Raw genomic sequence first — 25,184 nt, forward strand, 5'->3', positions numbered from 1 at the left:
TTGCGCACAACCGCACCATCAACACCGAAGGGCCGGGTATGACCGCCACCTCCCTGACCAGTTCCCAAGGCGCCGGACGCGCCGGGGATAAAGTCTTTTCTGGAGCTACCCTGGCAGCAGGGTGCCTGATCCTGGCCGTGCTGTTCGGCGTTGCACTCTTCCTCGTCATCCAGGCCATTCCGGCATTCACTGCCCCGGCAGAGGACATCCAAGGCGGCGAGGGCTTCTTCGCCTACATCTGGCCGATCGTCATCGGCACCCTGATCGCCGCCATCATCGCCCTGGTGATCGCCACGCCGGTGGCCATCGGCGTCGCCCTGTTCATCTCCCACTACGCGCCGCGGCGGCTTGCCTCCGGCCTTGGCTACGTGATCGACCTCCTTGCCGCCATCCCGTCGGTCATCTACGGTGCGTGGGGCGCTGCATTCCTGGCCCCCCAGATTTCGCCCGCGTACGGCTGGTTGGCAGAGAACATGGGCTGGCTGCCCATCTTTCAGGGACCGGCCTCCGCCACCGGCAAGACCATCCTGACCGCAGGCATCGTCCTGTCCGTCATGGTTCTCCCCATCATCACGTCCCTGTCCCGCGAGATCTTCCTGCAGACCCCCAAACTGCACGAGGAAGCCGCCCTTGCGCTGGGCGCTACGCGGTGGGAAATGATCAAGATGGCGGTCCTGCCATTCGCCCGCCCCGGCATCATCAGCGCCATCATGCTGGGCCTTGGCCGCGCCCTCGGCGAGACCATGGCCGTTGCCCTGGTGCTCTCCTCCGGCGCCCTCACCGCAAGCCTGATCCAGTCCGGCAACCAGACCATCGCCGCCGAAATCGCGCTCAACTTCCCTGAAGCGAGCGGCCTGAAGGTGAGCACGCTGATCGCCGCAGGCCTGATCCTGTTCGTGATCACACTCGCCGTCAACATGGTTGCCCGGTGGATCATCAGCCGGCACAAAGAATTCTCGGGAGCAAACTAAATGACCTCCACTCTGACACCGGTCCGCAAGCGGTCCGCACTCACCAAGGGCCAGTTGCCCAAGTACGCCCCGTACGTCGTGCTCGCCGTTGCGTTGATCCTCGGCGCTGCCATACTGGCGCTGATCGGCTTTAACGCCTTTGGCTGGGGAGTTGTCTCCGCCATTCTCTTCGCCGCCGGCCTCGTGGGCTGGAGCGCTGCCGTTGAAGGCGCGCGGAAGGCCAAGGACAGACTCACCACGTGCCTCGTGGTGGGATCCTTCCTCATCGCGCTGCTGCCCCTGATCTCCGTCATCTGGACCGTGATGGTCAATGGCATTCCGGGCCTCATCACGCCGGGGTTCCTCGGCAGGTCCATGAACGGCGTCACGGGCGTCTTCGACAACAGGGCCGCCGAAGGGGAGGGGCCCGTTTTGGGCGGTATCTACCATGCGCTGCTCGGGACGGTCGAGATCACCCTGCTGGCCACGGTCATCTCGGTGCCCGTGGGCCTGCTGACGGCCATCTACCTCGTGGAATACGGCAACGACCGTTCCCTGGCCCGCGCCATCACCTTCTTCGTGGACGTCATGACCGGCATCCCCTCCATCGTCGCCGGCCTGTTTGCCGCCGCCTTCTTCTTCGCGGTTGTGGGTCCCGGCACCAAAACCGGCGCCGTGGCCGCCGTCGCGCTTTCCGTGCTGATGATCCCGGTGGTGGTCCGCTCCAGCGAGGAAATGCTGAAAATCGTTCCCAACGAACTCCGCGAGGCCTCCTACGCCCTGGGCGTCCGCAAGTGGCGGACCATCCTCAAGGTGGTTATTCCGACGGCGATTTCGGGCATCGCGTCCGGCGTCACCCTCGCGATCGCCCGCGTGATCGGCGAGACCGCGCCCATTCTGGTCACCGCCGGTTTTGCCACCAGCATCAACAACAACGTGTTCAGCGGCTGGATGGCATCACTGCCTACCTTCATCTACACGCAGATCCTGAACCCCACGTCGCCGTCCAATCCGGACCCGTCCTCGCAGCGGGCCTGGGGCGCCGCGTTGGTGCTCATCCTCCTGGTGATGCTGCTGAACCTCGGTGCCCGCCTGATCGCCAAGGTTTTCGCGCCCAAGACGGGGCGCTAGATCGCGGCACCTTGTGGCCGCACCGATTCCCGGAACGTTTCGGTTTGAACCGCCGGGATCTAGACTTCAATTCATACCCAGCAAGTTAAGGAACATCATGTCCAAGCGCATCGACGTCAAAGACCTGAACGTCTACTACGGCAACTTCCTGGCCGTCGAGGACGTCAGCATCAACATCGAAGCCAAGTCCGTCACGGCGTTCATCGGCCCCTCCGGCTGTGGCAAATCCACCTTCCTGCGGACCCTCAACCGCATGCATGAGGTGCTGCCGGGTGCCCGGGTCGAGGGCGAAGTGCTGCTCGACGGCGACAACCTCTATGGCCCCGGCGTGGACCCCGTCACCGTGCGGTCCCAGATCGGCATGGTGTTCCAGCGGCCCAACCCGTTCCCCACCATGTCCATCCGGGATAACGTGCTGGCCGGCGTGAAGCTGAACAACCAGAAAATCTCAAAGGGCGAAGCCGATGCCCTGGTGGAACGCTCCCTGCAGGGTGCCAACCTCTGGAACGAGGTCAAGGACCGGCTGGAGAAGCCAGGCTCCGGCCTGTCCGGCGGCCAGCAGCAGCGCCTCTGCATCGCCCGGGCCATCGCCGTGGAACCCCAGGTGATCCTGATGGACGAGCCATGCTCCGCCCTGGACCCGATCTCCACCCTGGCCGTCGAAGACCTCATTAATGAGCTCAAGGACCAGTACACCGTGGTTATCGTGACCCACAACATGCAGCAGGCGGCGCGTGTTTCGGACAGGACGGCGTTCTTCAACATCGCCGGTACCGGCAAGCCGGGCAAGCTCATCGAGTTTGCCGAGACCAGCACCATCTTCAACAACCCGGGTCAGAAGGCCACGGAGGACTACGTCTCCGGCCGCTTCGGATAATCCCCACCGCCGCCCAACTCATCGGTTGCTCCGTAACTGCCCCTATGAACGCTCAAAAGGGCGGCTGCGGAGCAACCGATGCTGGTATAACCCCGGATTCAGGTGCCGGTCAGCGGAGAGAGCGCCAGCTCCAGCACGAAGGCACCCCCGGCGGTGACGGCAGGCGTCAGAACCCACAGCGCCAGGATCCGGGCCACCAGCTTTCGGTGGGTTCCGGACAGGTGCTGGTTTTCGCCGGCGCCGAGCACTCCGGATGTGACGGTGTGCGTGGTGGACATTGGCCAGTGCAGGCCGATCGCACCGACGAACAGCAGGGCCGCACTGAAGGCCTGTGCCACCACGCCGCGGAGGGGGTCAACCCGGATAAGGCGGTATGCCATGGTGTGTGAAATGCGCCAACCTCCACACAGGGTTCCCACCGTGATCATGACGGCCGAAAGCATCGCCACCCACATCGGGATGGAGCCGCCGTCGGCATATCCCGCCGCCAGGATAGCCAGCAGGAGTACGGCACCGACGCGCTGGCCGTCCTGGAGCCCGTGGCCGAAGGCGACGGCGCCCGCCGCAACGGACTGCGCGGTGCGGAAGCGCCGGTTGATCTCGTTCGGCTGGGCATAGCGGGCGGCCCACGTCACGGGGTAAACGAGCAGATACGCGCCGAGGAAGGCGATGACGGGGGAGATCAGCAGGGGAAGGGCCACCTGGAACAGGAGTGATTGGTCCACTCCGCCCACGGCATTGCCTCCCACAACAACGCTGGCCGTTCCGGCTCCGAAGAGACCGCCCACCAGCGCGTGTGTGGAGGATGAGGGGACACCCCTCCACCACAGGAGGAGACCCCAGATACAGGCACTGGCCAGGCCCGCCACGAGGATACTGAGCCCGCTGTCTCCCCGCGGCAGGGTAACCCAGTTCTGGCTGACGGCCACGGCAAAGCCCGAGCTGAGGAGCGCGCCGACGAAGTTAAAGACGGCCGCCAGCAGCACCGCCACGGTGGGTGTCAGGGCACGGGTCCGGACAGCGAGGGCCACAGAGTTGGAAACGTCCCGGAACCCGTTGAGGAATGCAAACGCTGCGGCCAGAACCACCACCAGGGCGAAAATGAGCGGCGTCACCTCATGATTCCTTGACGATGATGCTGCCTACCTGGGTTGCGATGCGGCGCATGTCCTTGGTGACGTCCACGAGCTGGTTGGCAACGTCGCGGTTGCGGGCGTACTGCGTGGCCTTCATTTCCTTCAGCATGTCTGCGACCCAGATCCGGTGTGTCCGTTCCGCCCTCTTGGCCAGGCGTACGGTCTCGATCCAGTAATCCTCGAGGTCATCGAGGTTGTTCAGCCGCCGCATGGCGTCCGCCGTCAGCTCAGCCTGGCGGCTGATGATCTCCAGCTGGTCCGCGGCCCGTTTTGGCAGCCTGTCCAGCTTGTACAGCGCCACCAGCTCGGCGGCGGCGTCCAGCTTCTCGATGGCCTGATTGAGGCAGAGCGACAGCCCGTACATGTCTTCGCGGGGGAGGGGATTGACGAAGCTCGTCCGCATGTGGGTCAGCAGGGCGAAGTGCAGTTCGCCGGACTTGGCCTCGTGGTTATGCATGTCCTCCACGAGCCGGTCATGTTCGGCGGCGGGCGCACCCAGGATTTCCGCCATGGTGGCGCTGGCGAGAACAATCTGGCGGGCCAGCTGCGACAGCAGGTTCAGCCCTGCGGGCTCCTGGGGAAAAAGGCGCAGCTTCATTTACCGGTCTCCGGAGATCGTCAGGACTCTTAAGTGCGGTCCTGTAACTTGACGTCCGGTCCGCAACTAGTAGTACTTTACCGGCCCTCGTGTTCGGGCATGAAAATGGTGCCGAACCGGATACGCCTCTCGGCGGTAGGCCGCTCTAGGCGGCTAAATGTTGAAGCCCGGGGGTTTCGCGGTTCGGCACCAGTTTCAGTGTTCTACTTTGGCTGGACCAAGTCAACATTGACAGATCCGGCCCGATGGGTCAGTCCAGCTCGCCCAGGCGCCAGGCATTGGCGGCGTGCTCGAGGTCCTCGGCGGTCTTCACGAGCAGGTGCGAGTTGCGTGTCAGTTTGCGCGCATGGACCTCGTTGCTGTGGTCGGCGCCGTCGGCGAGCGTGGCTTGTCCGAGCGCCACAACACGGCAGAAGGCGGCCGAACGTTCGAGGGCGACGTCGAAGTCGCCGTCGAACGCTCCGGACAAAATGGCGTCCGCCATGGTCTTCATTTCGTCGGCACCGGGCGGCTCGGCGGCCCCGGCCACGACATTGGAAACCTGGGCGGTGTCCTTGCCGGCCTTGAAGTAGACCGAGATGCGCTCGGGGTCCTGGACGGTTGCAGCGCGGAGGGCATAGAGCCGCCACAGGGCTCCCGGCAGGGAGCGTGCGGGGCTTTCGGCCCACATCTCCGCAATGGCGTCCAGGCCCTGCTCGTCAGCGAGCTTGACCAGGCGCCTTGTGACAACGGGATCGTCGCTGTCGCGTCCGTGACGCACCAATGCCTGGGCGGCCAGGTGTGCCGCTTCGGAGACCCGTGCCGGATCCGCGCCGCCCGCGAAAGGTTCAAAATCTATGGGCGCAAAAGGCTTCGGTTTGTGGTGCCGTTCCGCCCCGCCCGGACCGTGGGTTCCTGCTCTGTCGCTCATGCTGTCCACGCTACTCCTGTGACGTGCGGTAATCGAGCATGGGGTTTCGGTGCCCGGACGGGCCTGCCGGCCCCTTTTTCGGGGCAATAAAATAAGCACGACGGCGGCCGCGCGTCCCGTAAGCCACACGCCCCGGACTGGGGTACAGTATTAACGTCCAGAAATGGACTGGAACTGGCGTGCGTCTTTCACGTTATTACGTGTGCGGTGCGCAGTCAGTTTGGGCCTTTAGCTCAGTTGGTAGAGCATCGGACTTTTAATCCGTGGGTCGTGGGTTCGAGCCCCACAGGGCCCACTCTTTTAGCGAAGAGTGGAAACCCCCAATTCCTTGCAAACACAGGGGATTGGGGGTTTTTTGCATCCAAGGCCCGCCATCCAGGCGCTGCGTCGTCGCCTCCCGGATCTTGTAGCCTCCCAGCCCCGCAGTTTAGTGGCCTGGCTAAAGGACGCTGGCCCGCTCTGCCCCCCAAGCGCGGAGCGGGCCGTCTACCGCCGCCGTGGACCCCCAACGGGCCGCCAGGGCAACGGTAAAAGCAGCATACGGTATGCAAGTAAGCGGCTTGTAACCTGCCAAAGCTTATGAAGTTGAATGACAGTCAGTATCCTTGTTAGATGGCAACCTCGGCCGGTTTGGCCCGGGGTTCTGTTGCTGGTGCGGATTATTTGCCGGTGTGGTGCCATGGACGCGTGGGCTGTTCGTGGTTCCGCGCCTCGTCACGGAGAATAACCCCATGACAAGAAGCAATGCGCGGTTGCCGCGGCTTGAGGACGTGGCGGGACGCGCCGGGGTATCGCACCAGACCGTGTCCCGTGTGATCAACAAACACCCCAACGTCAGCAAAGCCACGCGGGAGAGGGTCGAGGCCGCGATCGCGGAGCTCGGGTACCGCCGCAATACGATGGCGCGGAGCCTGGTCACGCGGCGCTCCCAGACCATCGGCGTGCTTGCCAGCGAGATCTCCCAGTTCGGCCCGGCCAATACGCTGCTGGGCGTGGAGCAGGCGGCGCGGGACGCCGGCTACTTCGTCAGTATCGCTGCCCTGAAATCGGTGAACCGCGAAGCCATTTTCGATGCCCTCGGGCACTTTCTGGATCAGTCCGTCGACGGGATCGTGGTCAGCGTGCCGCACTCGGAAACGCTGCTTGCCCTGACGGAAATGAAGCCGGGTGTTCCGCTGGTGGCCGTGGGTTCGCGCGGGAATGATGCCATAAGCGGCGCGATGGTGGACCAGCAGCGCGGGGCGGAGCTCGCCGTTCAGCATCTGATAGATCAGGGGCATCGCAGGATCGCGCACGTCGCCGGGCCCCAGGACTGGATCGACGCCATTGCGAGGGCCGAAGGCTGGAGTCAAACATTGCGGGCCGCCGGACTGGACAATGACCTCCTCATGGAGGGCGATTGGAGCGCCGGCAGCGGTTACGACATCGGCAGGAAGCTCGCCGCGGAACGGTCCGCCACGGCCATCTTTGTGGGCAACGACCAGATGGCGCTCGGCCTGCTGCGCGCCTTCAATGAAGCCGGGGTCCGCGTGCCCGACGACGTCTCCGTCGTGGGATTCGACGACCAGCCAGAATCGGGGTACTTCAGCCCGCCCCTCACGACGGTCCGGCAGGATTTCGAGGAACTCGGCCGGCGCTGCATGGATCTCATGCTGTCCGCGGTCGGGGACGGCGAGGGCGCCCGCTCCACCGTCGTCGAGCCGGTGCTGGTGGTGCGGAGCAGCACCTCGGCCCGCTGATTCCAGTGCCCCATCCGGCAGCTAGCTGGTAAGCTGATTGTTAGCGCTAACGTAAGGAGGGGAATGCCCGTATCAGAGATCAGGCGCCCTCCCGTGATGGAGGACGTGGCGAAGCTCGCCGGCGTTTCACACCAGACTGTCTCACGGGTGCTCAACGCCCACCCGAACGTCAGCCCCCTGACCCGCGAGCGTGTCGAAAAGGCCATCGCGGAACTGGGCTACCGCAGGAACACTGCGGCGCGGAGCCTTGTGACCCGGCAGTCCCAGACGATCGGCGTTCTGGGAAGCGACATGTCCCATTACGGTCCGGCCAACACGCTCCTCGGGGTGCAGCAGGCGGCGCGTGACAAGGGCTATTTCGTCAGCGTGGCCAGCCTCGGTGAGGTCACCCCGGCGGCGATCAAAGACGGCCTCGAATACTTCATGATGCAGTCAGTGGACGGCATCGTCGTGATTGTGCCGCACGAGGCCATGTTCGAATCCCTGAGCACCATCAGCATGGCCGTTCCGCTGGTTGCGGTGGGCTTCGGCGTCGATGAGCGGCTTAGTGTCGCCGCCGTGAACCAGCGGATGGGTGCAAGCCTCGCTGTGCAGCATCTGATGGATCTTGGCCACAAGGCCATCGCACATGTGGCCGGCCCGCCGGACTGGATCGATGCTGCCGCCCGTGTTGACGGCTGGCGCCGTACTCTCGCCCAGGCCGGACTGGATGATTCCGTGCTGGTCCAGGGTGACTGGAGCGCCGAAAGCGGATACCGTGCCGGGCTGGAACTCGCGGCGGCCGGCAAGGTCACGGCCCTTTTCGCGGCCAACGACCAGATGGCGCTCGGGGCCCTGCGCGCCTTCAGCGAGGCCGGCCTGCGGGTCCCGCACGACATCAGCCTTGTTGGTTACGACGACCAGCCCGAGGCCGCCTATCTTGTGCCGCCCCTGACCACCGTCAACCAGGGATTCAAGGAACTCGGTGCCCGTTGCATGCAGATGCTCCTTTTCGACATGGCCAACGGCCATTCAGGCGCGTCTTCGGTGGTCAACCCCAGGCTTGTGGTCCGCTCGTCAACAGCGCCGCCGAATACCGCGCGTTGACCGCACAGCCAGGGCCCGGCAGCGGGAAGCTGACCGGGCCCTGTAGGGGAATGCCGACGCGGCCGTGCCGCGGTTCTGAGGTGAGGGCGGTTACGAGCTCAGGAAGAACGTGGCCGCGGCCCTGTCCCTTTTGCCCACTCTGGCCAGGGTCAGGTTGCCCTGCTTGAGCAGCAGATAGCAGCCAGGAAGATCGACCGACTCGAAGGACGCTCCCGCCGTAGCTGAAAGGCCGCCCCGCTGGATGAAGGCCGACGACGATCCTTCCGTGGACGCGATGGTGACTGTTGAGCCCTGCACCCGGAGATAGCGGCCCTTGGCCAGAACCGGTTCGATGACTACCGAGTTTTTCTTGGCGTAGCCAGGGGCGATGCGGAACTGGGATGCTCCCAGCGAAGGGGCGGAGGCGGCCGAGATCGCGGTGCCGTCGTGGGCAAGGTAGGTGCCCGGGGTGGCTGCGGATTCCAGCCGCACCGGCAGCTCGCCGTCCCCCACGGGAACCCCGAAGTTGGGGGTGCCGTCCGCGTTCCAGTGCAGCCGCTGAACGCGGGCGTGCCGGTTGGGGTCGTAGAGGGGGTCGCCGACAATGGCACGGTAGGACCGGGCGTGGTAGACGAGGACGTCATTGCCCGCTTCGTCCACGGTGAAGGAGTTGTGGCCAGGGCCGTACTGCTTCGACCCCTCGGAGGTGGCAAACACCGGGGTGGGTGCCTTGGTCCAAGAGGCAGGGTTGAGCAGATCGGCGCCTGCATCCGCCGTGAGGAGTCCCATGCAGTAGTTGGCGTCTGTGGCGCTGGCAGAGAAGGTCACGAAGATCCGGCCGTTCCGCTTGATCACCGCGGCACCTTCGTTGACTTTGAACCCGCGGGTCTCCCAGTCCATCGTCGGGACGGCGATACGGACAGGTGCGCTGGAGAGCGTGGAGGGAGAGGACATGGAGGCGATGAACAGGCTGGAGTTCACGCCGGTGTCGCTTTGAGCCCACAGCAGGTAACGGATCCCGGCATGCTCGAAGGTGGTGGCGTCCAGGGAGAAGGTGTCGGCGTGCGTGTGCACCCTTACCGGTGGCTCCCACACAGCTGTGGTCGGGTCGGCCGCGGCCGTGGAAATCACATAGATCCGCACCCGGAAGACATCGCTGCTGTCGCCGGCGGCGAAGTAGATGTGCCATTTGCCGTCAAAGTGGTGCAGCTCAGGTGCCCAGATGTGGCCGCCCATGGTTCCGGAGGCAGGGCGCGTCCAGACCACTGCTTCCGGGGAACTGCCCAGCCCGGAGATCGTGGCGGAGGAGCGCACGACGATCCGGTCGTATTCGGGTACGGAGCCGGTGAAGTAGTACTTGCCGTCGGTGTGCTTCATCAGCCACGGGTCGGCACGCTGCGGAACGATGGGATTAATGACCGGGGGTGATCCGGGGGCCGCGGCGGCGGGCTGTGCCGCCACCAAGGTCCTGCGCCCGCAGCAGCCAGAATCGCTGTGGCGGCTGCGGCGCTTCCGGTACCGAGGAACGAGCGGCGCGAAAACTGCGGGTTGGGGGGAACACTCATGCTGAAAAACGTCCTTTCGACGTGCGGGAGACAGAGGGCAGGTGAAGCAGGGAGTCAGCGTGTTTTCCGGGCGAAAAGCCGCTGCAGCAGGATGAAGACCAGCAGGAGGCCGCCGATGACGATCTTTGTCCACCAGGAGCTCAGGGTGCCGTCATAGGCGATGAACGTCTGGACGATGCCCAGCACCAGCACACCGACGACTGACCCCAGGACGTAGCCGGTACCGCCTGTGAGCAGTGTCCCGCCGATGACGACCGCTGCGATGGCGTCGAGCTCCATGCCCTGGGCGGCGAGGCTGTAGCCGGAGAGGCTGTAGAAGGAGAACAGAACTCCCGCGATCGCGGAGCAGAGGCCGCTCAGCGCGTAGACAAGGATTTTGGTGCTCGTCACCGGCAGGCCCATCAGCATGGCGGAGTGTTCGTTGCCGCCGATGGCATAGACGGTGCGGCCGAATCGCGTGTGGTGGAGGATGAAGAAGGCCACGGCCACAATTCCGAGGGCCAGGAGGACGCCGGGCGAGACGAAGTGGTCCCCGGGCAGTGGGATCTGCGCCTGTGCCATGCCCGTGAAGAACCCCTCGGTGACAGGGATCGAGTCGAGGCTGATGACGTAGCAGAGGCCGCGGGCGAGGAACATTCCGGCCAGCGTGACGATGAACGGCTGGATGTCGAAGTACTGGATGATCAGCCCCATGAACAGGCCCAGTCCGCCGCCGATCAGCAGCACCAGGACAATGACGGCCCCGGGGTTCCAGCCCTGCTGCAGGAGCGTGGCGCTGACCATCATGGACAGGGCGACGACGGCTCCGACCGAAAGGTCGATGCCGCCGGTCAGGATCACAAACGTCATGCCGACGGCGAGCACGATCAGGAAGGTGTTGTCGATGAAGAGGTTCAGGAAAACCTGGCCGGAAAGGAAGCTCGGGTACATGCCCGACCCCACGGCAAACATGGCGATGAAGAGACCGACGGTCGCAAGGGTCGGCGCGTAGCGGGCACCTCCGCGCAGGCGGCTGCGCGCCGGGGACGGCTTCTTGGCGGTCAGGGGCGTCAGCGTGGTCAGGGGGGACATTAGATGGCGACCTTTTCCTTTGCGGCGGGCTTGGGGGCTGCCTTGAGGCCTTTGAGCAGGTTCCGTGCTTTCGGCGCCTGCAGGAGGCAGACGGTGAGGACCACGAGGGCCTTGAAGACCAGGGTCACCTCCGGCGGGATCCCGAGGGTGTAGACGGTGGTGGTCAGCGTCTGGATGATGAAGGCCCCGACGACGGTCCCGACCAGCGTGTACCGGCCGCCGGCCAGTGATGTTCCGCCGATGACGACGGCAAGGATGGCATCCATTTCGATGTAGAGCCCGGCGTTGTTCGCATCGGCCGCCGTGACGTTGGAGCTGATCATGAGGCCGGCCAGGGCGGCGCAGACGGCGCTGAAGACGTAGACGATCCAGATGATGTTCCGTGAGCGGAGCCCGGCCAGCCGGCTGGCGACGGGATTAATGCCGACGGCTTCGATCAGGGTGCCCAGTGCAGTACGCCGGGTGAGGACGGCCGCGACGGCGAAGACGGCGGCTGTGATCAGGATGGAGATCGGAAGGGTGAACAGGTACCCGGCGCCGATTGACTTGTAGTGGTCGTTGGAGACGGAGATGATCTGGCCGCCGGTGATGAGCTGGGCGATGCCCCGCCCGGCTGTCATGAGCACCAGGGTGGCAATGATCGGCTGCACCCCGATGGTGGAGACCAGGAATCCGTTCCAGACGCCCAGGGCAAGGCCGGCGATCACGGCAATGAGAACCGCCGTCGCGGCCGTCACGGGGGAGCCGGGGTCCGGCGAAGCAGCGATGTAAGCGCAGGAGGCCGCCCCGGCGATGGCCACCACCGCGCCGACCGAGAGGTCGATGCCCCGGGTGGCGATCACAAGGGTCATACCGAGTGCGATGAGGATTGTGGGGGCGCCATTGCGCATGATGTCGATGAGGCTGCCGTACAGGTGCCCGTCCTGCATTCTGAGGCTCAGGAAGTCCGGCCGGAAAATCTGGTTCAGCAGCAACAGTGCCGCGAGGGCGATCACCGGCCACGCAAGGCGGTGTTTCAAAAGTGATGTCATTGGGTGCCTCCGGCGATGACCGTCATGACGTCTTCTACGGAGAGGCCGTCGTTATTGATGTCCGCGACCATTGCCCGGTCCTTGATGACGGCGATGCGGTCGCTCACGCGCAGGACTTCCTCGAGCTCGGAGGAGATGAAGAGGATGGACATCCCGTCGGCCGCGAGCTGGCTGACGAGTTTCTGGATCTGGGTCTTGGCTCCGATGTCGATTCCGCGCGTGGGCTCATCGAGGATCAGGAGTTCGGGATGGGTGACCAGCCAGCGGGCGAGAAGCACCTTCTGCTGGTTGCCGCCGCTGAGGTTCCGGATGAGTGCGTCGGGGTTGGCCGGGCGGATGTCGAGGGCCTGGATATACTCAGCCACCAGCTCGTCCTGGACGCGGCGCGGAATGCGCCGTGCCCAGCCCTTGCTGGCCTGCATGGCCAACACCAGGTTGTCGCGGACTGTGAGGTCTCCGATCAGGCCTTCCTCTTTGCGGTCCTCCGAACAGAAACCGATGCGCATGTCGATGGCTGAGCGGGGGGAACGGATTTTCTGGCCTGCGCCCTTGATCGCGATGGAGCCTTCATCCGCCTTGTCGGCGCCGAAAATTAGCCGCGCAATCTCGGTGCGGCCCGCTCCCAACAGACCCGCGAGGCCAACGACCTCGCCCGGGTAGACGGACAGGTCCACGTGGGAAACCGATCCCTTCCTCCCGAGTCCGTGGGTCTCAAGGAAGGGCGTCGCCTCGGAGTCAGTCCTGGCGCGTGCCCGTGCAGGCGCCTGGTCGAGCTCGGCCAGTGCTTCCATTTCCCGGCCGATCATCTTGGAAATGAGGCCCATGCGGGAAAGCTCGCGGGTCATGTATTCACCCACAAGCTTTCCGTTGCGGAGCACGGTCATGCGGTCGGAAATTTCGTAGACCTGCTCGAGGAAATGGGACACGAACAGGATGGCCACTCCGCGGTCGCGGAGATCACGGATGACACGGAACAGCTGGTTGACCTCATCGGCATCGAGGCTGGATGTGGGTTCGTCCAGGATCAGGACCTTGGCGTTGATCTCCACCGACCTGGCAATGGCGATGAGCTGCTGGACCGCGATGGAGTGCGAGGACAGGAGGGATCCCGGATCAACCTGGTCCAGGTGCAGCTCGGCGAGCACCTTCCGGGTCCGGGACCGAACGCCCTTCCAGTCAATCGAGCCGCGGCGGCGCGGTTCCCGCCCCAGCAGGACATTTTCTTCAACGGTCAGGTTGGGGCAGAGATTGACCTCCTGGTAGACGGTGCTGATGCCTGCCGCCTGCGACGCGGCCGGCGTCGTGAACTGCTTGTACTCGCCCAGCACGGTTACCGTGCCGGAATCAATGGTGTACACGCCGGTCAGCGCCTTGATCAGCGTGGACTTGCCCGCCCCGTTCTCTCCCATGAGGGCATGCACTTCACCCGGGAAGAGGCGGAAGTTGACTCCGTCGAGCGCCTTAACTCCTGGAAATCCAATAGCTATGCCGGTCATCTCGACGACGGGAGCGATTTCGTTCATCCTCGTATCTTTTCTGTGCTGGGTCTGCCGTACGCTGTCTTGCCATGTGGCGGATGTGCGGCGGCGGTGATCCGCCGCCGCACAGGCGTTCAGGAGCACGCCCCGGTTTAGTACGGGTTAGTACGGGCGGCTGGCAAGAACCTGCTTTGACTGCTCCTGGGTGAACGTGGTTTCCTCGGTGACAACCCGTTCCGGGACTGTCTCGCCTGCGAGGACCTTCTTGGCAAGGTCCATGAGCTGGTCGCCGAGCATCGGGCTGCATTCGACGATGTAGTTGATCTTTCCGTTGCTCAGGGCAGTCATGCCGTCCTTCACCGCATCGATGGTGATGATCTTGATATCCTTGCCGGGAACTTTGCCGGCGGCCTCTATGGCCTCGATTGCACCCAGCCCCTCGTCGTCATTGTGCGCGAAGACGACGTCGATATCCGGGTTGTTCTTGAGGAAGGCCTCCATGACCTGCTTGCCGCCGCTGCGGGTGAAGTCACCACTCTGCGAGGCGATGATCTTCAGCTTCGGGTTTTCCTTGATGGCCTCCTCGAACCCTTCCTTCCTGTCGTTCGCAGGTGCCGATCCGGTGGTGCCCTGGATTTCGACGATGTTCACGGTGTCCGTGGCGGACTTGGATTCATCGACAAGCCAGGCGCCTGCCTTTTTGCCCTCTTCAACAAAATCGGAACCCAGGAACGTCTTATAGAGGGTCTTGTCCGTGGAATCCACTGCCCGGTCAGTGAGGATGACGGGAATCTTCGCGGTCTTGGCTTCCTTCAGGACGGTGTCCCAGCCTGACTCCACCACCGGCGAGAAGGCGATGACGTCAACTTTCTGCTGGATGTAGGAACGGATCGCTTTGATTTGGTTCTCTTGCTTCTGCTGGGCATCTGAGAACTTCAGGTCAATACCGGCCTTCTTGGCGGACTCCTGTACCGACTTGGTGTTGGCGGTGCGCCAGCCGCTTTCGGCGCCCACCTGTGCGAAGCCCATGGTGATCTTGTCAGTGCCCGCGGTGCCGGCAGCACTGCCGGTTCCGCCGCAGGCCGTCAGGGTGAGCATCGAAGCGGCGGCTACCGCAATTAGGGATTTCTTAAACACAACATCCTCCCGGAGGCGTAGTTACATGCAGGCGGGAGACTCGGAACACCGCCGTTGCTGCAAGTGAGCTGAAGCGCTCTGCGACTCATTGTGAACGCTAACAAACAAGGCCGTCAAGTGCTTCGCGTCAGAATTTGTTGGCAGGGGAATTTGCCCTTCCGGCTCGGCCAATGCCCTTTACAACTCTGTAAACATGTTCAATACTCAATCCCGACGCGCCTTATTGTTAGCGTTAACAGAACTTTGCCACCATTCATTCGGCGGCCACGCCCCAGGACGGTGCTGCGCACTGCAGCCGTCGGCGGCCGCCCCGCAGAGCTGCGCCTGGGGGCCGGCAGTCTGCTCAACGGAGAAAGGCCACGTCTTCCATGCCATCAAAATCACCACGTCCCGCACAGCGGGCCTGCACCATGGTGCTTGCCGGATCACTGGCAGCAGCGGTGCTGTCCCTGGGTCCGGCGCTGGGTGCCTCGGCGGAGCCCGCCACGAATCGGACAATCAGCATCAACGCCGCCGGGACCGGGCCTTCTATCGATCGCACCATGTACGGGGCCTTCTACGAGGACATCAACCAAGGCGCCGACGGCGGCATCTACGCGGAACTTGTCCAGAACAGGTCTTTTGAATTCAACTCAGGGGACAACAGGACCTACACTCCCATGACCGCCTGGGACGTCCTGCGGCGGGGCGGCGACGGAACAGCCGCCGTCGTCAACGACAGCAACCGCTTGAATGAAAACAACCGGAACTACCTGCAGATCGACGCCACCGCCGCCGGCGCGGGAAGCGGCGCGGGCGTAGGGGTCCGCAACAGCGGCTGGAACGCCGGGCAGAAGCTCGAGGCGCACAAGAAGTACAACTACTTAGTCTGGGCGCGCACGTCCAATCCCCGTGGAACGAGCCTTGCTGTCACGCTGGAGACGCCCGAAGGCGGGCGCCTCGACATCGCCACGATCAAGATCAGGGGCGACCGCTGGGCGAAGTACCAGGTGACGCTCTCGCCCAAGTCCTCCACGGGAGCGGGCCGGCTTGTGACAGTTGTCCAGGGAACCGGCACGGTTCGGCTCGACATGGTCTCCCTCTTTCCGCAGGACACCTGGAACGGCAGGGAAAACGGCCTCCGCAAGGACCTCGCCGAGAAGATCGCCGACCTGAAGCCCGGATTCCTCCGCTTCCCCGGCGGCTGCATCGTCAACACCGGAAGCTACGACACGTATTCGGCCCCCAGCTACACCCGCGCCCGCACATACCAGTGGAAGGACACCATCGGTCCCGTGGAGCAGCGCCCGGCGAACCGCAACTTCTGGGGCTACAACCAGACCTACGGGCTGGGATACATGGAGTACTTCCAGTGGGCCGAGGATATGGGAGCCATCCCCGTACCCGTGGTTCCGGTTGGCGTGACTGGCTGCGGAGACAACAGGCAGGCCCCGGATCAAACAACGCTTGACCGCTACATCCAGGACACCCTGGACTTGATCGAGTTCGCCAACGGTGACGCCAGCACGGAGTGGGGCGCCAAGCGCATTGCCTACGGGCATCCGGAGCCCTACAACCTGGACCGCATCGGACTGGGCAACGAGGAGTACAAGCCGGAGTTCAAGCAGTACTTCACCCAGTTCTACAACGCTGTCCGCAAGGCCCACCCTGAGATCAGGATCATCGGAAACACCGGTCCGTTCAGCCAGGGTCCGGAATTCGATGACCTCTCCAAATTCAACGCGGACACGGGGGTGGACTTCGTCGACGAGCACTACTACAACGACCCGTCCTGGTTCCTGAATAACAACCACCGCTACGACTCCTACGACCGGAACAGCTACAAGGTCTTCCTCGGGGAATACGCATCCCGTGGGAACAAGCCTGACAACGCCCTGGCAGAGGCCTCCTACATGACCGGCCTCGAGCGGAACGCGGACGTGGTCAAGATGGCGTCCTACGCGCCGCTCATTGCGAACGAGGCGAACACGCAGTGGAGCCCGGACATGATGTTCTTCAATGGAACGTCCGTCCGAACCACCCCCAACTATGAGGTCCAGAAGCTGTTCATGAACAATGTCGGCACCCAGGTGGTGCCGAGCACGCAGGAGAACCCGGCCTCAACCGCGGTGCCGATCGCAGGAAAAATCGGACTGTCCACCTGGGCCACTGCCGCCCGCTATGACGACGTGACGGTGACAGGCAACGACGGCACACCCCTGTTCAGCGACGACTTCTCGGGAACGGCAGCAGCGTGGACCGGCAACGGCACCGGGTCCTGGTCGATCCAGGACGGCGCGTACGTCCAGTCCAGCACCACAGCGCAGAACACGATGGTGACCGCCGGAAACGCCGACTGGAGCAACTACACGCTCAGCACCAAGGCAACAAAACTGGCGGGCTCGGAAGGGTTCCTCGTCTCCTTCGGAGTGAAGGACACCGGCAACTACTTCTGGTGGAACCTCGGCGGCTGGAACAACTCGAAGTCGGTCGTGGAGAAGGCCGTCAACGGCGGCAAGACGAACGTCATCGAAAAGAACACCGTGATCGAGACCGGGCGTGAATACGACATCCGGATCGAGGTCTCCGGGCGCATCGCGAAGCTCTACCTGGATAACGTCCTGTGGGGCACTGTGGACGACACTCAGGCTGACCCGGTCTACTCCGTTGTCACCAAGGACGCCGAGTCGGGCCACACGATCGTGAAGGTGGTCAACACCTCGCCCGAACGGACCCCGGTGGATATCAAGGTGGCGGGCGCCGCCAACATCAGCACCATCGCGGCAGTGACCACCCTCGCCCAGACCGCGGACGGGCAGAACCTCGCCCCGGCCGCCGGCACCTTCAACGGAGCCGGGACGGCGTTCACCTATGAGTTCGAGCCCAAGTCGGTGACCTTCATCCGGCTCGCTGACGCGCGGGCCCGCAAGTAGGCAGCACACCTGACTTAGCATCCCGCCGCGGCCCTTTGGCCGCCCTAACGAAAGTGGCTCTATGCTCACCACACCCTCAAAGGCCCGCACGGGCCCGGCACTGATCACCGCTGCCGTCCTGGCAGTCGGCGGGCTTGCCGCCGGGGCGCCGGCCCAGGCCGCCGTCGACGACGGCCTCGTCCTCAAGTACAACCTCACGGAATCCGCCGGTTCCGTCGCAGAAGACAGTTCCGGCAACCGCCGGGACGGCGTGATCAGTGGTGATGCCGCGTTGCTGGGAACCGAAGGCCTGCAACTCGGCGGTACCAACGCCCACGTCCGCCTCCCCAACGACGTCATGCGCGGGCTGGACGCCATTACCGTCTCAACCGACGTAAAAATCGCGCCGGACCAAGGCGCCCCCTACTTCATTTGGGGAATGGGCAACACAACCAACGGCACCGGCAACGGCTACCTCTTCACCACCGGCAACTCGTACCGGACCTCCATCGCCAGCGGCAACTGGTCAACCGAGCAGACCGCCAGCGCCGGACGGGACCTGGCACGCGGTGCCTGGAAAACGATCACCTACACCCTCAGCGGCGGTACGGCCGTCCTCTACGAGGACGGCACCGAGGTCGCCCGCAAGAGCGGCGTCACCATCACCCCCGGGAGCATCGGAGGAGGAGCGACGACGGCGAACTACCTTGGGCGGTCTGTCTACGCCGGTGACAAGTACCTGAAAGGGCAGGTCCGGGACTTCCGCATCTACAATCGGGCGCTCTCTGCGGCCGAAGTGCGGGAGCTCGGCTACGTCTCTCCGGAAGAGCGGGTAGCCCTCGATCTGAAGGAACTGTCACTCGGCGACACCAGTGCCGTCACCGCCGACGTAAAACTGCCTCTCACAGGACCCAATGGATCGGTTTACGCGTGGTCGTCTTCCAACGAAGCCGTCGTTTCGTCCAAAGGCGTGGTGACACGCCCCGCCCACGGAACCGGAAACGCCAACGTGACGCTGACGGCCACCGCCACCTCAGGTGGGGCCTCAGCTTCCAAGACGTTCACTGTGACGGTCCTCGAAGACATCAGTGACGACCGGAAAGTCAGTGAGGCATCGGCCGCGCTGAACGTGTGGGACGCAGGAGGAATCCGCGGCAACATAACCCTGCCGACCACTGGACTTCACGGAACCACAGTGGACTGGAAGTCGAGCAACAGCTCCGTCATCACCGCCACCGGCGAGGTCACTCGGCCGGCGTACGGCAGCGAACCGGTAAAGCTTAACCTGCACGCAACCGTCACCCTCGGAACGGTTAAGGCCAGGACGAGGTTCTTCGTGACTGTTCTGCCGCTGCCCAAGGCAGAAGCCAGGGAGGGGTACGCCTTTGCCTACTTCACCGGCAACGATCTCGCCGGAGAGAACATTTTCATGGCCGCCAGCCGCGGCAACGACGCGCTCAAATGGGATGAGCTGAACGGCGGGAAGCCCGTCCTCAACTCCAAGCTGGGCACCAAAGGCCTGCGCGACCCCTTCATCATCAGATCCCCGGAAGGCGACAAGTTCTACATGATCGCCACCGACCTCTCCATCGGCGGCGGAACCTCGTGGGATTCCTCCCAGCGCCAAGGCAGTCAGCACATCGAGGTCTGGGAGTCAACGGACCTTGTGAACTGGTCCGAGCAACGCCACGTCAAGGTCTCTCCGGACACTGCCGGAAACACCTGGGCGCCGGAAGCCCACTATGACGAGAAAATCGGCGCCTACGTGGTCTACTGGGCCTCCAAGATCTATGCCGACAGCGACCCTAACCACGCGGGCGGCACCCACAACAAGATGATGTACTCCACCACCCGCGACTTCCGGACCTTCAGTGAGGCCAAAGTCTGGAACGACCCGGGTGACTCTGTCATCGACTCCACTGTCATCAAGGAAGGCGACACCTACTACCGCTTCACGAAGGACGAAGCCCGCGTCTCCGGATGCCTCGACATCATGCAGGAGAAGTCCACGGACCTGCTGGCCGTCGATCTGCCTGCGGCAAACCCGCGCGCCTGGTCCCTGATGGCCAACTGCATCGGCAAGAACGCAGGGACCGGCGGTGTTGAAGGGCCCACCGTCTTCAAGTCCAACACCGAAGAGAAGTACTACCTCTTCGTGGACGAGTTTGGCGGCCGCGGCTATATCCCGCTGGAGAGCACCAGCCTGGAGAACCCCAACTGGAAGCTCTCGAGCAATTACGAGCTTCCGCGCGCGCCGCGCCACGGCACCGTCCTGCCCGTTACCAAAACGGAGCTGGAGCGTCTCCGCGGCCAGCTGGGGTAGCGGGCCGCCGCACCACTGGCACCGGAAGGACGGGGGCTCCGCCGACCCTGGCGGGGCCCTCGTCTCCTTGCCGTGATGCGATGGCGGCGGTCGGGTCTGGCAGGGCAAGCGCGGCCCAACATTGGGCGTCAGCAATGCTTGACGCCGAGATATGTTAGCGTTCACAATCGAAGAGAATCTTTTACATTTCCACCTTTTACATTTCGACACCGGGCATAGGGGCCAGTACCTCCCGGATGGAGGTTTCAGCATGCAAGCCAGTGGGGACATCGGGTTCAAGACCGGCAATGACAATTACGTGATCGGGGTGGATTACGGCACCCTGTCTGGCCGGGCCGTCGTGGTGCGGGTCCGGGATGGCAGGGAGCTCGGCAGCGGCGTGTTTGATTACCCGCATGCAGTGGTCACAGAGGCGCTTCCTGCGGATGTGGCGGACGCGGCGGATGGAAGAACCGCCCGGCTTCCGGGTGATTGGGCGCTTCAGGTGCCGAACGACTACCGGGACGTACTCCGGAATGCGGTGCCGGCGGCGATCGCGGATGCGGGCATTGACCCGTCGGCGGTGGTTGGGCTCGCGACGGACTTCACCGCGTGCACGATGGTGCCGGTAAAGGCCGACGGAACGCCCCTGAATGAAGTGCCGGGTTTCGCCAACCGGCCCCATGCCTACGTCAAGCTTTGGCGCCATCATGCGGCCCAGGGGCAGGCGGACCGCATCAATGCCCTTGCCGCCGAACGGGGTGAAACGTGGGTGCCGCGGTACGGCGGCCTGATCTCCTCCGAGTGGGAGTTTGCCAAGGGGCTCCAGCTCCTGGAGGAGGATCCCGAGGCGTACGCGGAGATGGACCACTGGGTGGAAGCTGCCGACTGGATTGTCTGGCAGCTTTGCGGCAGCTACGTCCGCAACGCCTGCACCGCCGGATACAAAGGCATCTACCAGGACGGCCGTTACCCGTCCGAGGACTTCCTGGCCGCTCTGAATCCGCACTTCAGCAATTTTGTTAGCGCTAAACTCGACCACGCAATTGGCCGCCTGGGTGACGCCGCAGGGTACCTGACGGCCGAGGCCGCAGCGTGGACCGGACTGCCTGAGGGTATCGCCGTCGCCGTCGGCAACGTGGACGCCCACGTCACCGCCCCCGCGGCCAAAGCCGTTGAGCCCGGCCAGCTGGTGGCCATCATGGGCACCTCCACCTGCCATGTGATGAACGGGGATGTGCTGCGCGAGGTGCCCGGCATGTGCGGTGTGGTGGACGGCGGCATAGTCGACGGGCTCTGGGGCTATGAGGCCGGCCAGTCCGGGGTGGGCGACATCTTCGGCTGGTTCACGAAGTACGGGGTTCCGCCCGAATACCACGCGGCCGCCGCCGAGGCAGGACTCGGCATCCACGAATACCTGACCGAACTCGCCGCGGCCCAGTCCATCGGCGGGCACGGCCTGATCGCCCTGGACTGGCACTCGGGCAACCGCTCGGTCCTGGTGGACCATGAGCTCTCCGGAGCGGTGGTGGGCCAGACCCTGGCCACGCGCCCCGAGGACATCTACCGGGCGCTGCTGGAGGCCACGGCCTTCGGCACGCGCACCATCGTTGACGCCTTCCGCGACGCCGGTGTGCCGGTGAAGGAATTCATTGTTGCCGGCGGGCTGCTGAAGAACCGACTGCTGATGCAGATCTACGCCGACGTCACCGGCCTGCAGCTCTCCACCATCGGTTCGGCCCAGGGACCCGCACTCGGTTCGGCCATCCACGCCGCCGTCGCAGCAGGCCAGTACCCGGACATCCGTGCCGCCGCTGCGGCAATGGGCTCCGCCCCCGGTGCCGTGTACACACCGATCCCGGACAACGTCGCCGCGTACGAGGAACTGTTCCGCGAGTACCGGACCCTGCATGACTACTTCGGCAGGGGTACCAACGACGTCATGCACCGGCTCAAGGCCATCCAGCGCAACGCCGCCCAGTCCCTGCCAGCCCAGTCCCTGCCAGCCCAGTCCCTGCCAGCCCCGTCCCTGCCCGCCCAGCTCGCCCAGGAGGTCTCGGCATGAGCGCCCTGCTGGAAACCATCGCCCGGGTCCGCCGGGATGTCTGCGCACTGCATGCGGAGCTGACGCGCTACGGACTGGTCGTCTGGACGGCCGGGAACGTGTCCGGCCGGATCCCGGGCTATGACCTGATGGTCATCAAGCCCTCGGGCGTGTCCTACGACGACCTGATCCCCGAGGCCATGGTGGTCACGGACCTCTACGGCACGCCCGTGAGCAGCCTGAGCGCCGACGCCGACGGTGTCCCGGCCGAATGGGAAAACCCGGACCTCACGCCGTCCTCGGACACGGCCGCCCACGCCTACGTGTACCGGCACATGCCCGACGTCGGGGGAGTGGTGCACACGCACTCCACCTACGCCACGGCATGGGCCGCCCGCGGTGAAGCCATCCCGTGCGTGCTGACCATGATGGGCGATGAGTTCGGCGGCACCATTCCGGTGGGGCCATTTGCCCTGATCGGGGACGACTCGATCGGCCGCGGCATCGTGGAAACCCTGCAGGGATCAAACTCCCCGGCGGTCCTGATGCAGAACCACGGCCCGTTCACCATCGGCAAGGACGCCCGCTCCGCCGTCAAGGCTGCGGTGATGTGCGAGGAAGTGGCCCGCACCGTCCACATTGCCCGGCAGCTCGGCGAACCGCTGCCCATCGATCCGGTCCAGATCGAATCCCTCTACGCCCGCTACCAGAACGTCTACGGCCGCTAGGCCCAAAACCGGTCACCAGGCCAGTCACACGGCCGCCAGGCCCCGAAGCTTTCCAGGAGAACTACATGTCCAACGCCAACAACACCTCCCTCGAGCACTACGAGGTCTGGTTCCTCACCGGCAGCCAGCACCTCTACGGGGAGGACGTCCTGAAGCAGGTCGCCGCCCAGTCCCAGGAGATCGCCGCCGCCCTCAACGAATCCTCCGAGGTCCCGGTCAAGCTGGTCTGGAAGCCCGTGCTGACCGACTCCGACGCGATCCGCCGCACCGCCCTGGAAGCCAACTCGGACGACGCGGTGATCGGCGTGACCGCGTGGATGCACACGTTCTCTCCGGCCAAGATGTGGATCCAGGGCCTGGACCTGCTCCGCAAGCCCCTGCTGCACCTGCACACCCAGGCCAACGTTGAGCTGCCGTGGGCGGACATCGATTTCGACTTCATGAACCTGAACCAGGCCGCGCACGGCGACCGCGAGTTCGGCTATATCCAGTCCCGCCTCGGCGTTCCGCGCAAGACCGTCGTCGGGCATGTCTCCAACCCCGAGGTCGCCCGGCAGGTCGGCGTCTGGCAGCGGGCCGCCGCCGGCTGGGCCGCCGTCCGCACTCTGAAGCTGACCCGTTTCGGGGACAACATGCGCAACGTCGCCGTCACCGAAGGTGACAAGACCGAGGCCGAGCTGCGCTTCGGCGTCTCGGTGAACACATGGTCCGTCAACGAGCTCGCCGACGCCGTGCACGGCGCCGCAGAGTCCGACGTCGACGCCCTGGTCACCGAGTACGAGCGGCTCTACGAGGTGGCGCCGGAGCTTCGCTCCGACGGAGCCCGCCATGAATCCCTCCGCTACAGCGCCAGGATTGAGCTGGGACTGCGCAGTTTCCTCGAAGCCAACGGATCCGCCGCTTTCACCACGTCCTTCGAAGACCTGGGCGAACTGCGGCAGCTGCCCGGCATGGCCGTGCAGCGGCTGATGGCCGACGGCTACGGCTTCGGCGCGGAGGGTGACTGGAAGACGGCAATCCTGGTCCGGGCCGCCAAGGTCATGGGCGCCGGCCTGGCGGGCGGCGCCTCGCTCATGGAGGACTACACCTATCACCTCACTCCTGGCCAGGAAAAGATCCTCGGCGCGCACATGCTCGAGGTCTGCCCCTCCCTGACGGCCACGAAGCCGCGGGTTGAAATCCACCCGCTGGGCATTGGCGGCAAGGAAGATCCGGTCCGCATGGTCTTCGACACCGACGCCGGACCCGGCGTCGTCGTCGCCCTGTCCGACATGCGGGACCGTTTCCGCCTCGTGGCGAACGCCGTCGACGTCGTCGATCTCGACGAACCGCTGCCCAACCTCCCGGTTGCCCGCGCGCTGTGGTCCCCGAAGCCCGACTTCGCCACGTCCGCCACGGCTTGGCTGACCGCAGGGGCAGCGCACCACACCGTCCTTTCCACCCAGGTGGGGATGGACGTGTTCGAGGACTTCGCCGAGATCGCCCGGACCGAGCTCCTCACCATTGACGACGGCACCACCATCAGGCAGTTCAAGAAGGAACTGGCCTGGAACGCGGCGTATTACAAGCTCGCCGGTGGGCTGTGAGCGAATACGAAATCCAAGCGGGGGAGTACAGCATCCATGCGGGGGACTACCAGGCGACCGTCACGGCACGGGGAGCTGCCCTTCGGGAACTGCGCCACCGGGGACGGGACCTGGTTGTCCCGTTCCCGGAGGGCGGGCCCATCCCCGACTACCGGGGCATCATCGCGGTCCCCTGGCCCAACCGCATCGCCGACGGCAAATACACGTTCCGGGGAGCCGACTACCGCCTGCCCATCAACGAAGCCGAGCGGGACTGTGCCCTGCACGGTCTGGCGTTTCCCCTCGACTGGACGCTGAAGGAGCATTCTGAGTCCGCCGTGGTCCTCGCCTGCACTGTGGGCCCGGCTCCCGGGTATCCGTTCCTGCTCAAAGTCACCGCCCACTACCGCCTGGACGCCGACGGCCTGCACACAGGAGTAACGGCGACCAACTTCAGCGCCGACAGCGCGCCCTACGGAGTGTGCCCGCACCCGTACCTGCTCGCGGGGCCGGCTCCGCTGGATGAATGGACGTTGGAGGTTCCGGCCGGCGGGTTTCTGGATGTGACCCCGGACCGGCTGCTGCCTGTGGCCATGCGGGGAGTGGACGGGCATGAGTTCGATTTCCGTGCGCCGCGCAGCATCGGTGCCACCAAGATCGACCACGCCTTCACCGACATCTCGTTTACCGACGCCGGCCACGCGCAACTCGTGGCCAGGGACCCGGGCGGGACCGGAGTCGGCATGGCCTGGGACCGGACCTGCCAGTGGCTCCAGATCCACACAGCCGACAAGCTGCCCCCCGCACCGAACAGGCTGGGCCTCGCGGTGGAGCCCATGACCTGCCCTCCGGACGCGTTCAACAGCGGCGCGGACCTGATACAACTGGAGCCCGGCGCCACCCACGAGGCGTCCTGGAGCATCTTCGCCACGTGACAGCACCCCGGCTCCGGCTCCAGCCGGCGTC

General features: G+C 64.7%; 19 protein-coding genes and 1 tRNA gene. 12 read left to right on the plus strand and 8 right to left on the minus strand.

Annotated elements, in window-relative coordinates:
* Positions 1-38: 38 nt before the first annotated feature.
* The 3 genes from pstC to pstB all read left to right on the plus strand — a co-directional run bounded on the left by pstC (position 39) and on the right by pstB (position 2,958).
* Positions 39-971, plus strand: coding sequence for a phosphate ABC transporter permease subunit PstC (pstC, locus tag AC6CH3_RS03230; RefSeq protein ID WP_494033437.1), 933 nt, complete (start codon positions 39-41; stop codon positions 969-971).
* The gene (gene pstA / locus AC6CH3_RS03235) at positions 972-2,081 is read left to right on the plus strand and encodes a phosphate ABC transporter permease PstA (protein WP_498131083.1); all 1,110 of its coding nucleotides are present in this window, start codon (positions 972-974) and stop codon (positions 2,079-2,081) included. It abuts the gene before it with no gap.
* A gap of 97 nt (positions 2,082-2,178) precedes the next feature.
* On the plus strand, positions 2,179-2,958 hold the full coding sequence (pstB, locus tag AC6CH3_RS03240) for a phosphate ABC transporter ATP-binding protein PstB (protein WP_498131084.1): 780 nt from the start codon (positions 2,179-2,181) through the stop codon (positions 2,956-2,958).
* 98 nt (positions 2,959-3,056) lie between these two features.
* Here pstB and AC6CH3_RS03245 read toward each other — a convergent pair whose 3' ends face one another.
* The 3 genes from AC6CH3_RS03245 to AC6CH3_RS03255 all read right to left on the minus strand — a co-directional run bounded on the left by AC6CH3_RS03245 (position 3,057) and on the right by AC6CH3_RS03255 (position 5,602).
* The gene (locus AC6CH3_RS03245; RefSeq protein ID WP_498131085.1) at positions 3,057-4,073 is read right to left on the minus strand and encodes an inorganic phosphate transporter; all 1,017 of its coding nucleotides are present in this window, start codon (positions 4,071-4,073) and stop codon (positions 3,057-3,059) included.
* A gap of 1 nt (position 4,074) precedes the next feature.
* A complete protein-coding gene (locus AC6CH3_RS03250) occupies positions 4,075-4,692 on the minus strand; it encodes a DUF47 domain-containing protein (protein ID WP_498131086.1) in 618 nt (205 codons plus the stop codon).
* Between the two features lie 250 nt (positions 4,693-4,942).
* Positions 4,943-5,602 carry a hypothetical protein gene (locus AC6CH3_RS03255; RefSeq protein ID WP_494033433.1) on the minus strand — a complete coding sequence of 220 codons (660 nt, stop codon included), beginning with the start codon at positions 5,600-5,602 and terminating at the stop codon, positions 4,943-4,945.
* Between the two features lie 222 nt (positions 5,603-5,824).
* Here AC6CH3_RS03255 and AC6CH3_RS03260 point away from each other — a divergent pair.
* The 3 genes from AC6CH3_RS03260 (at position 5,825) to AC6CH3_RS03270 (ending at position 8,427) form a co-directional block, all read left to right on the plus strand.
* Positions 5,825-5,897: transfer RNA gene (locus AC6CH3_RS03260), tRNA-Lys, on the plus strand.
* Between the two features lie 436 nt (positions 5,898-6,333).
* Positions 6,334-7,341, plus strand: coding sequence for a LacI family DNA-binding transcriptional regulator (locus AC6CH3_RS03265; protein WP_498131087.1), 1,008 nt, complete (start codon positions 6,334-6,336; stop codon positions 7,339-7,341).
* Positions 7,342-7,404: 63 nt separating this feature from the next.
* Positions 7,405-8,427: a LacI family DNA-binding transcriptional regulator gene (locus tag AC6CH3_RS03270; protein WP_498131088.1), complete on the plus strand. Its 1,023-nt coding sequence runs from the start codon at positions 7,405-7,407 to the stop codon at positions 8,425-8,427.
* 90 nt (positions 8,428-8,517) lie between these two features.
* Here AC6CH3_RS03270 and AC6CH3_RS03275 read toward each other — a convergent pair whose 3' ends face one another.
* From AC6CH3_RS03275 to AC6CH3_RS03295, 5 genes are all read right to left on the minus strand, one after another.
* The gene (locus tag AC6CH3_RS03275) at positions 8,518-9,867 is read right to left on the minus strand and encodes a family 43 glycosylhydrolase (RefSeq protein ID WP_498131089.1); all 1,350 of its coding nucleotides are present in this window, start codon (positions 9,865-9,867) and stop codon (positions 8,518-8,520) included.
* Between the two features lie 158 nt (positions 9,868-10,025).
* The gene (gene yjfF / locus AC6CH3_RS03280; RefSeq protein ID WP_498131090.1) at positions 10,026-11,042 is read right to left on the minus strand and encodes a galactofuranose ABC transporter, permease protein YjfF; all 1,017 of its coding nucleotides are present in this window, start codon (positions 11,040-11,042) and stop codon (positions 10,026-10,028) included.
* Positions 11,042-12,073 carry an ABC transporter permease gene (locus tag AC6CH3_RS03285; RefSeq protein ID WP_498131091.1) on the minus strand — a complete coding sequence of 344 codons (1,032 nt, stop codon included), beginning with the start codon at positions 12,071-12,073 and terminating at the stop codon, positions 11,042-11,044. The genes yjfF and AC6CH3_RS03285 overlap by 1 nt, the downstream gene beginning before the upstream one ends.
* Positions 12,070-13,596, minus strand: a complete 1,527-nt coding sequence (locus tag AC6CH3_RS03290; protein ID WP_498131092.1) for a sugar ABC transporter ATP-binding protein — start codon at positions 13,594-13,596, stop codon at positions 12,070-12,072. The genes AC6CH3_RS03285 and AC6CH3_RS03290 overlap by 4 nt, the downstream gene beginning before the upstream one ends.
* A 117-nt stretch (positions 13,597-13,713) precedes the next feature.
* Positions 13,714-14,688: an ABC transporter substrate-binding protein gene (locus AC6CH3_RS03295; protein WP_498131093.1), complete on the minus strand. Its 975-nt coding sequence runs from the start codon at positions 14,686-14,688 to the stop codon at positions 13,714-13,716.
* A 368-nt stretch (positions 14,689-15,056) separates the two neighbouring features.
* Here AC6CH3_RS03295 and AC6CH3_RS03300 point away from each other — a divergent pair, with 368 nt between their 5' ends.
* The 6 genes from AC6CH3_RS03300 (at position 15,057) to AC6CH3_RS03325 (ending at position 25,153) form a co-directional block, all read left to right on the plus strand.
* Positions 15,057-17,600 carry an alpha-L-arabinofuranosidase family protein gene (locus AC6CH3_RS03300; protein WP_498131094.1) on the plus strand — a complete coding sequence of 848 codons (2,544 nt, stop codon included), beginning with the start codon at positions 15,057-15,059 and terminating at the stop codon, positions 17,598-17,600.
* 61 nt (positions 17,601-17,661) lie between these two features.
* Positions 17,662-19,902, plus strand: coding sequence for an immunoglobulin-like domain-containing protein (locus tag AC6CH3_RS03305; RefSeq protein WP_498131095.1), 2,241 nt, complete (start codon positions 17,662-17,664; stop codon positions 19,900-19,902).
* 250 nt (positions 19,903-20,152) lie between these two features.
* A complete protein-coding gene (araB, locus tag AC6CH3_RS03310) occupies positions 20,153-21,946 on the plus strand; it encodes a ribulokinase (protein WP_498131096.1) in 1,794 nt (597 codons plus the stop codon).
* A complete protein-coding gene (locus tag AC6CH3_RS03315) occupies positions 21,943-22,653 on the plus strand; it encodes an L-ribulose-5-phosphate 4-epimerase (protein WP_498131097.1) in 711 nt (236 codons plus the stop codon). Before araB ends, AC6CH3_RS03315 begins: the two co-directional genes overlap by 4 nt.
* A 65-nt stretch (positions 22,654-22,718) precedes the next feature.
* Complete coding sequence (araA, locus tag AC6CH3_RS03320) at positions 22,719-24,239, plus strand: L-arabinose isomerase (protein WP_498131098.1); 1,521 nt, start codon at positions 22,719-22,721, stop codon at positions 24,237-24,239.
* A complete protein-coding gene (locus tag AC6CH3_RS03325; RefSeq protein WP_498131099.1) occupies positions 24,236-25,153 on the plus strand; it encodes an aldose 1-epimerase family protein in 918 nt (305 codons plus the stop codon). Before araA ends, AC6CH3_RS03325 begins: the two co-directional genes overlap by 4 nt.
* Positions 25,154-25,184: the final 31 nt, after the last annotated feature.

The sequence above is a fragment of the Arthrobacter sp. GQ119 genome (assembly GCF_059759125.1).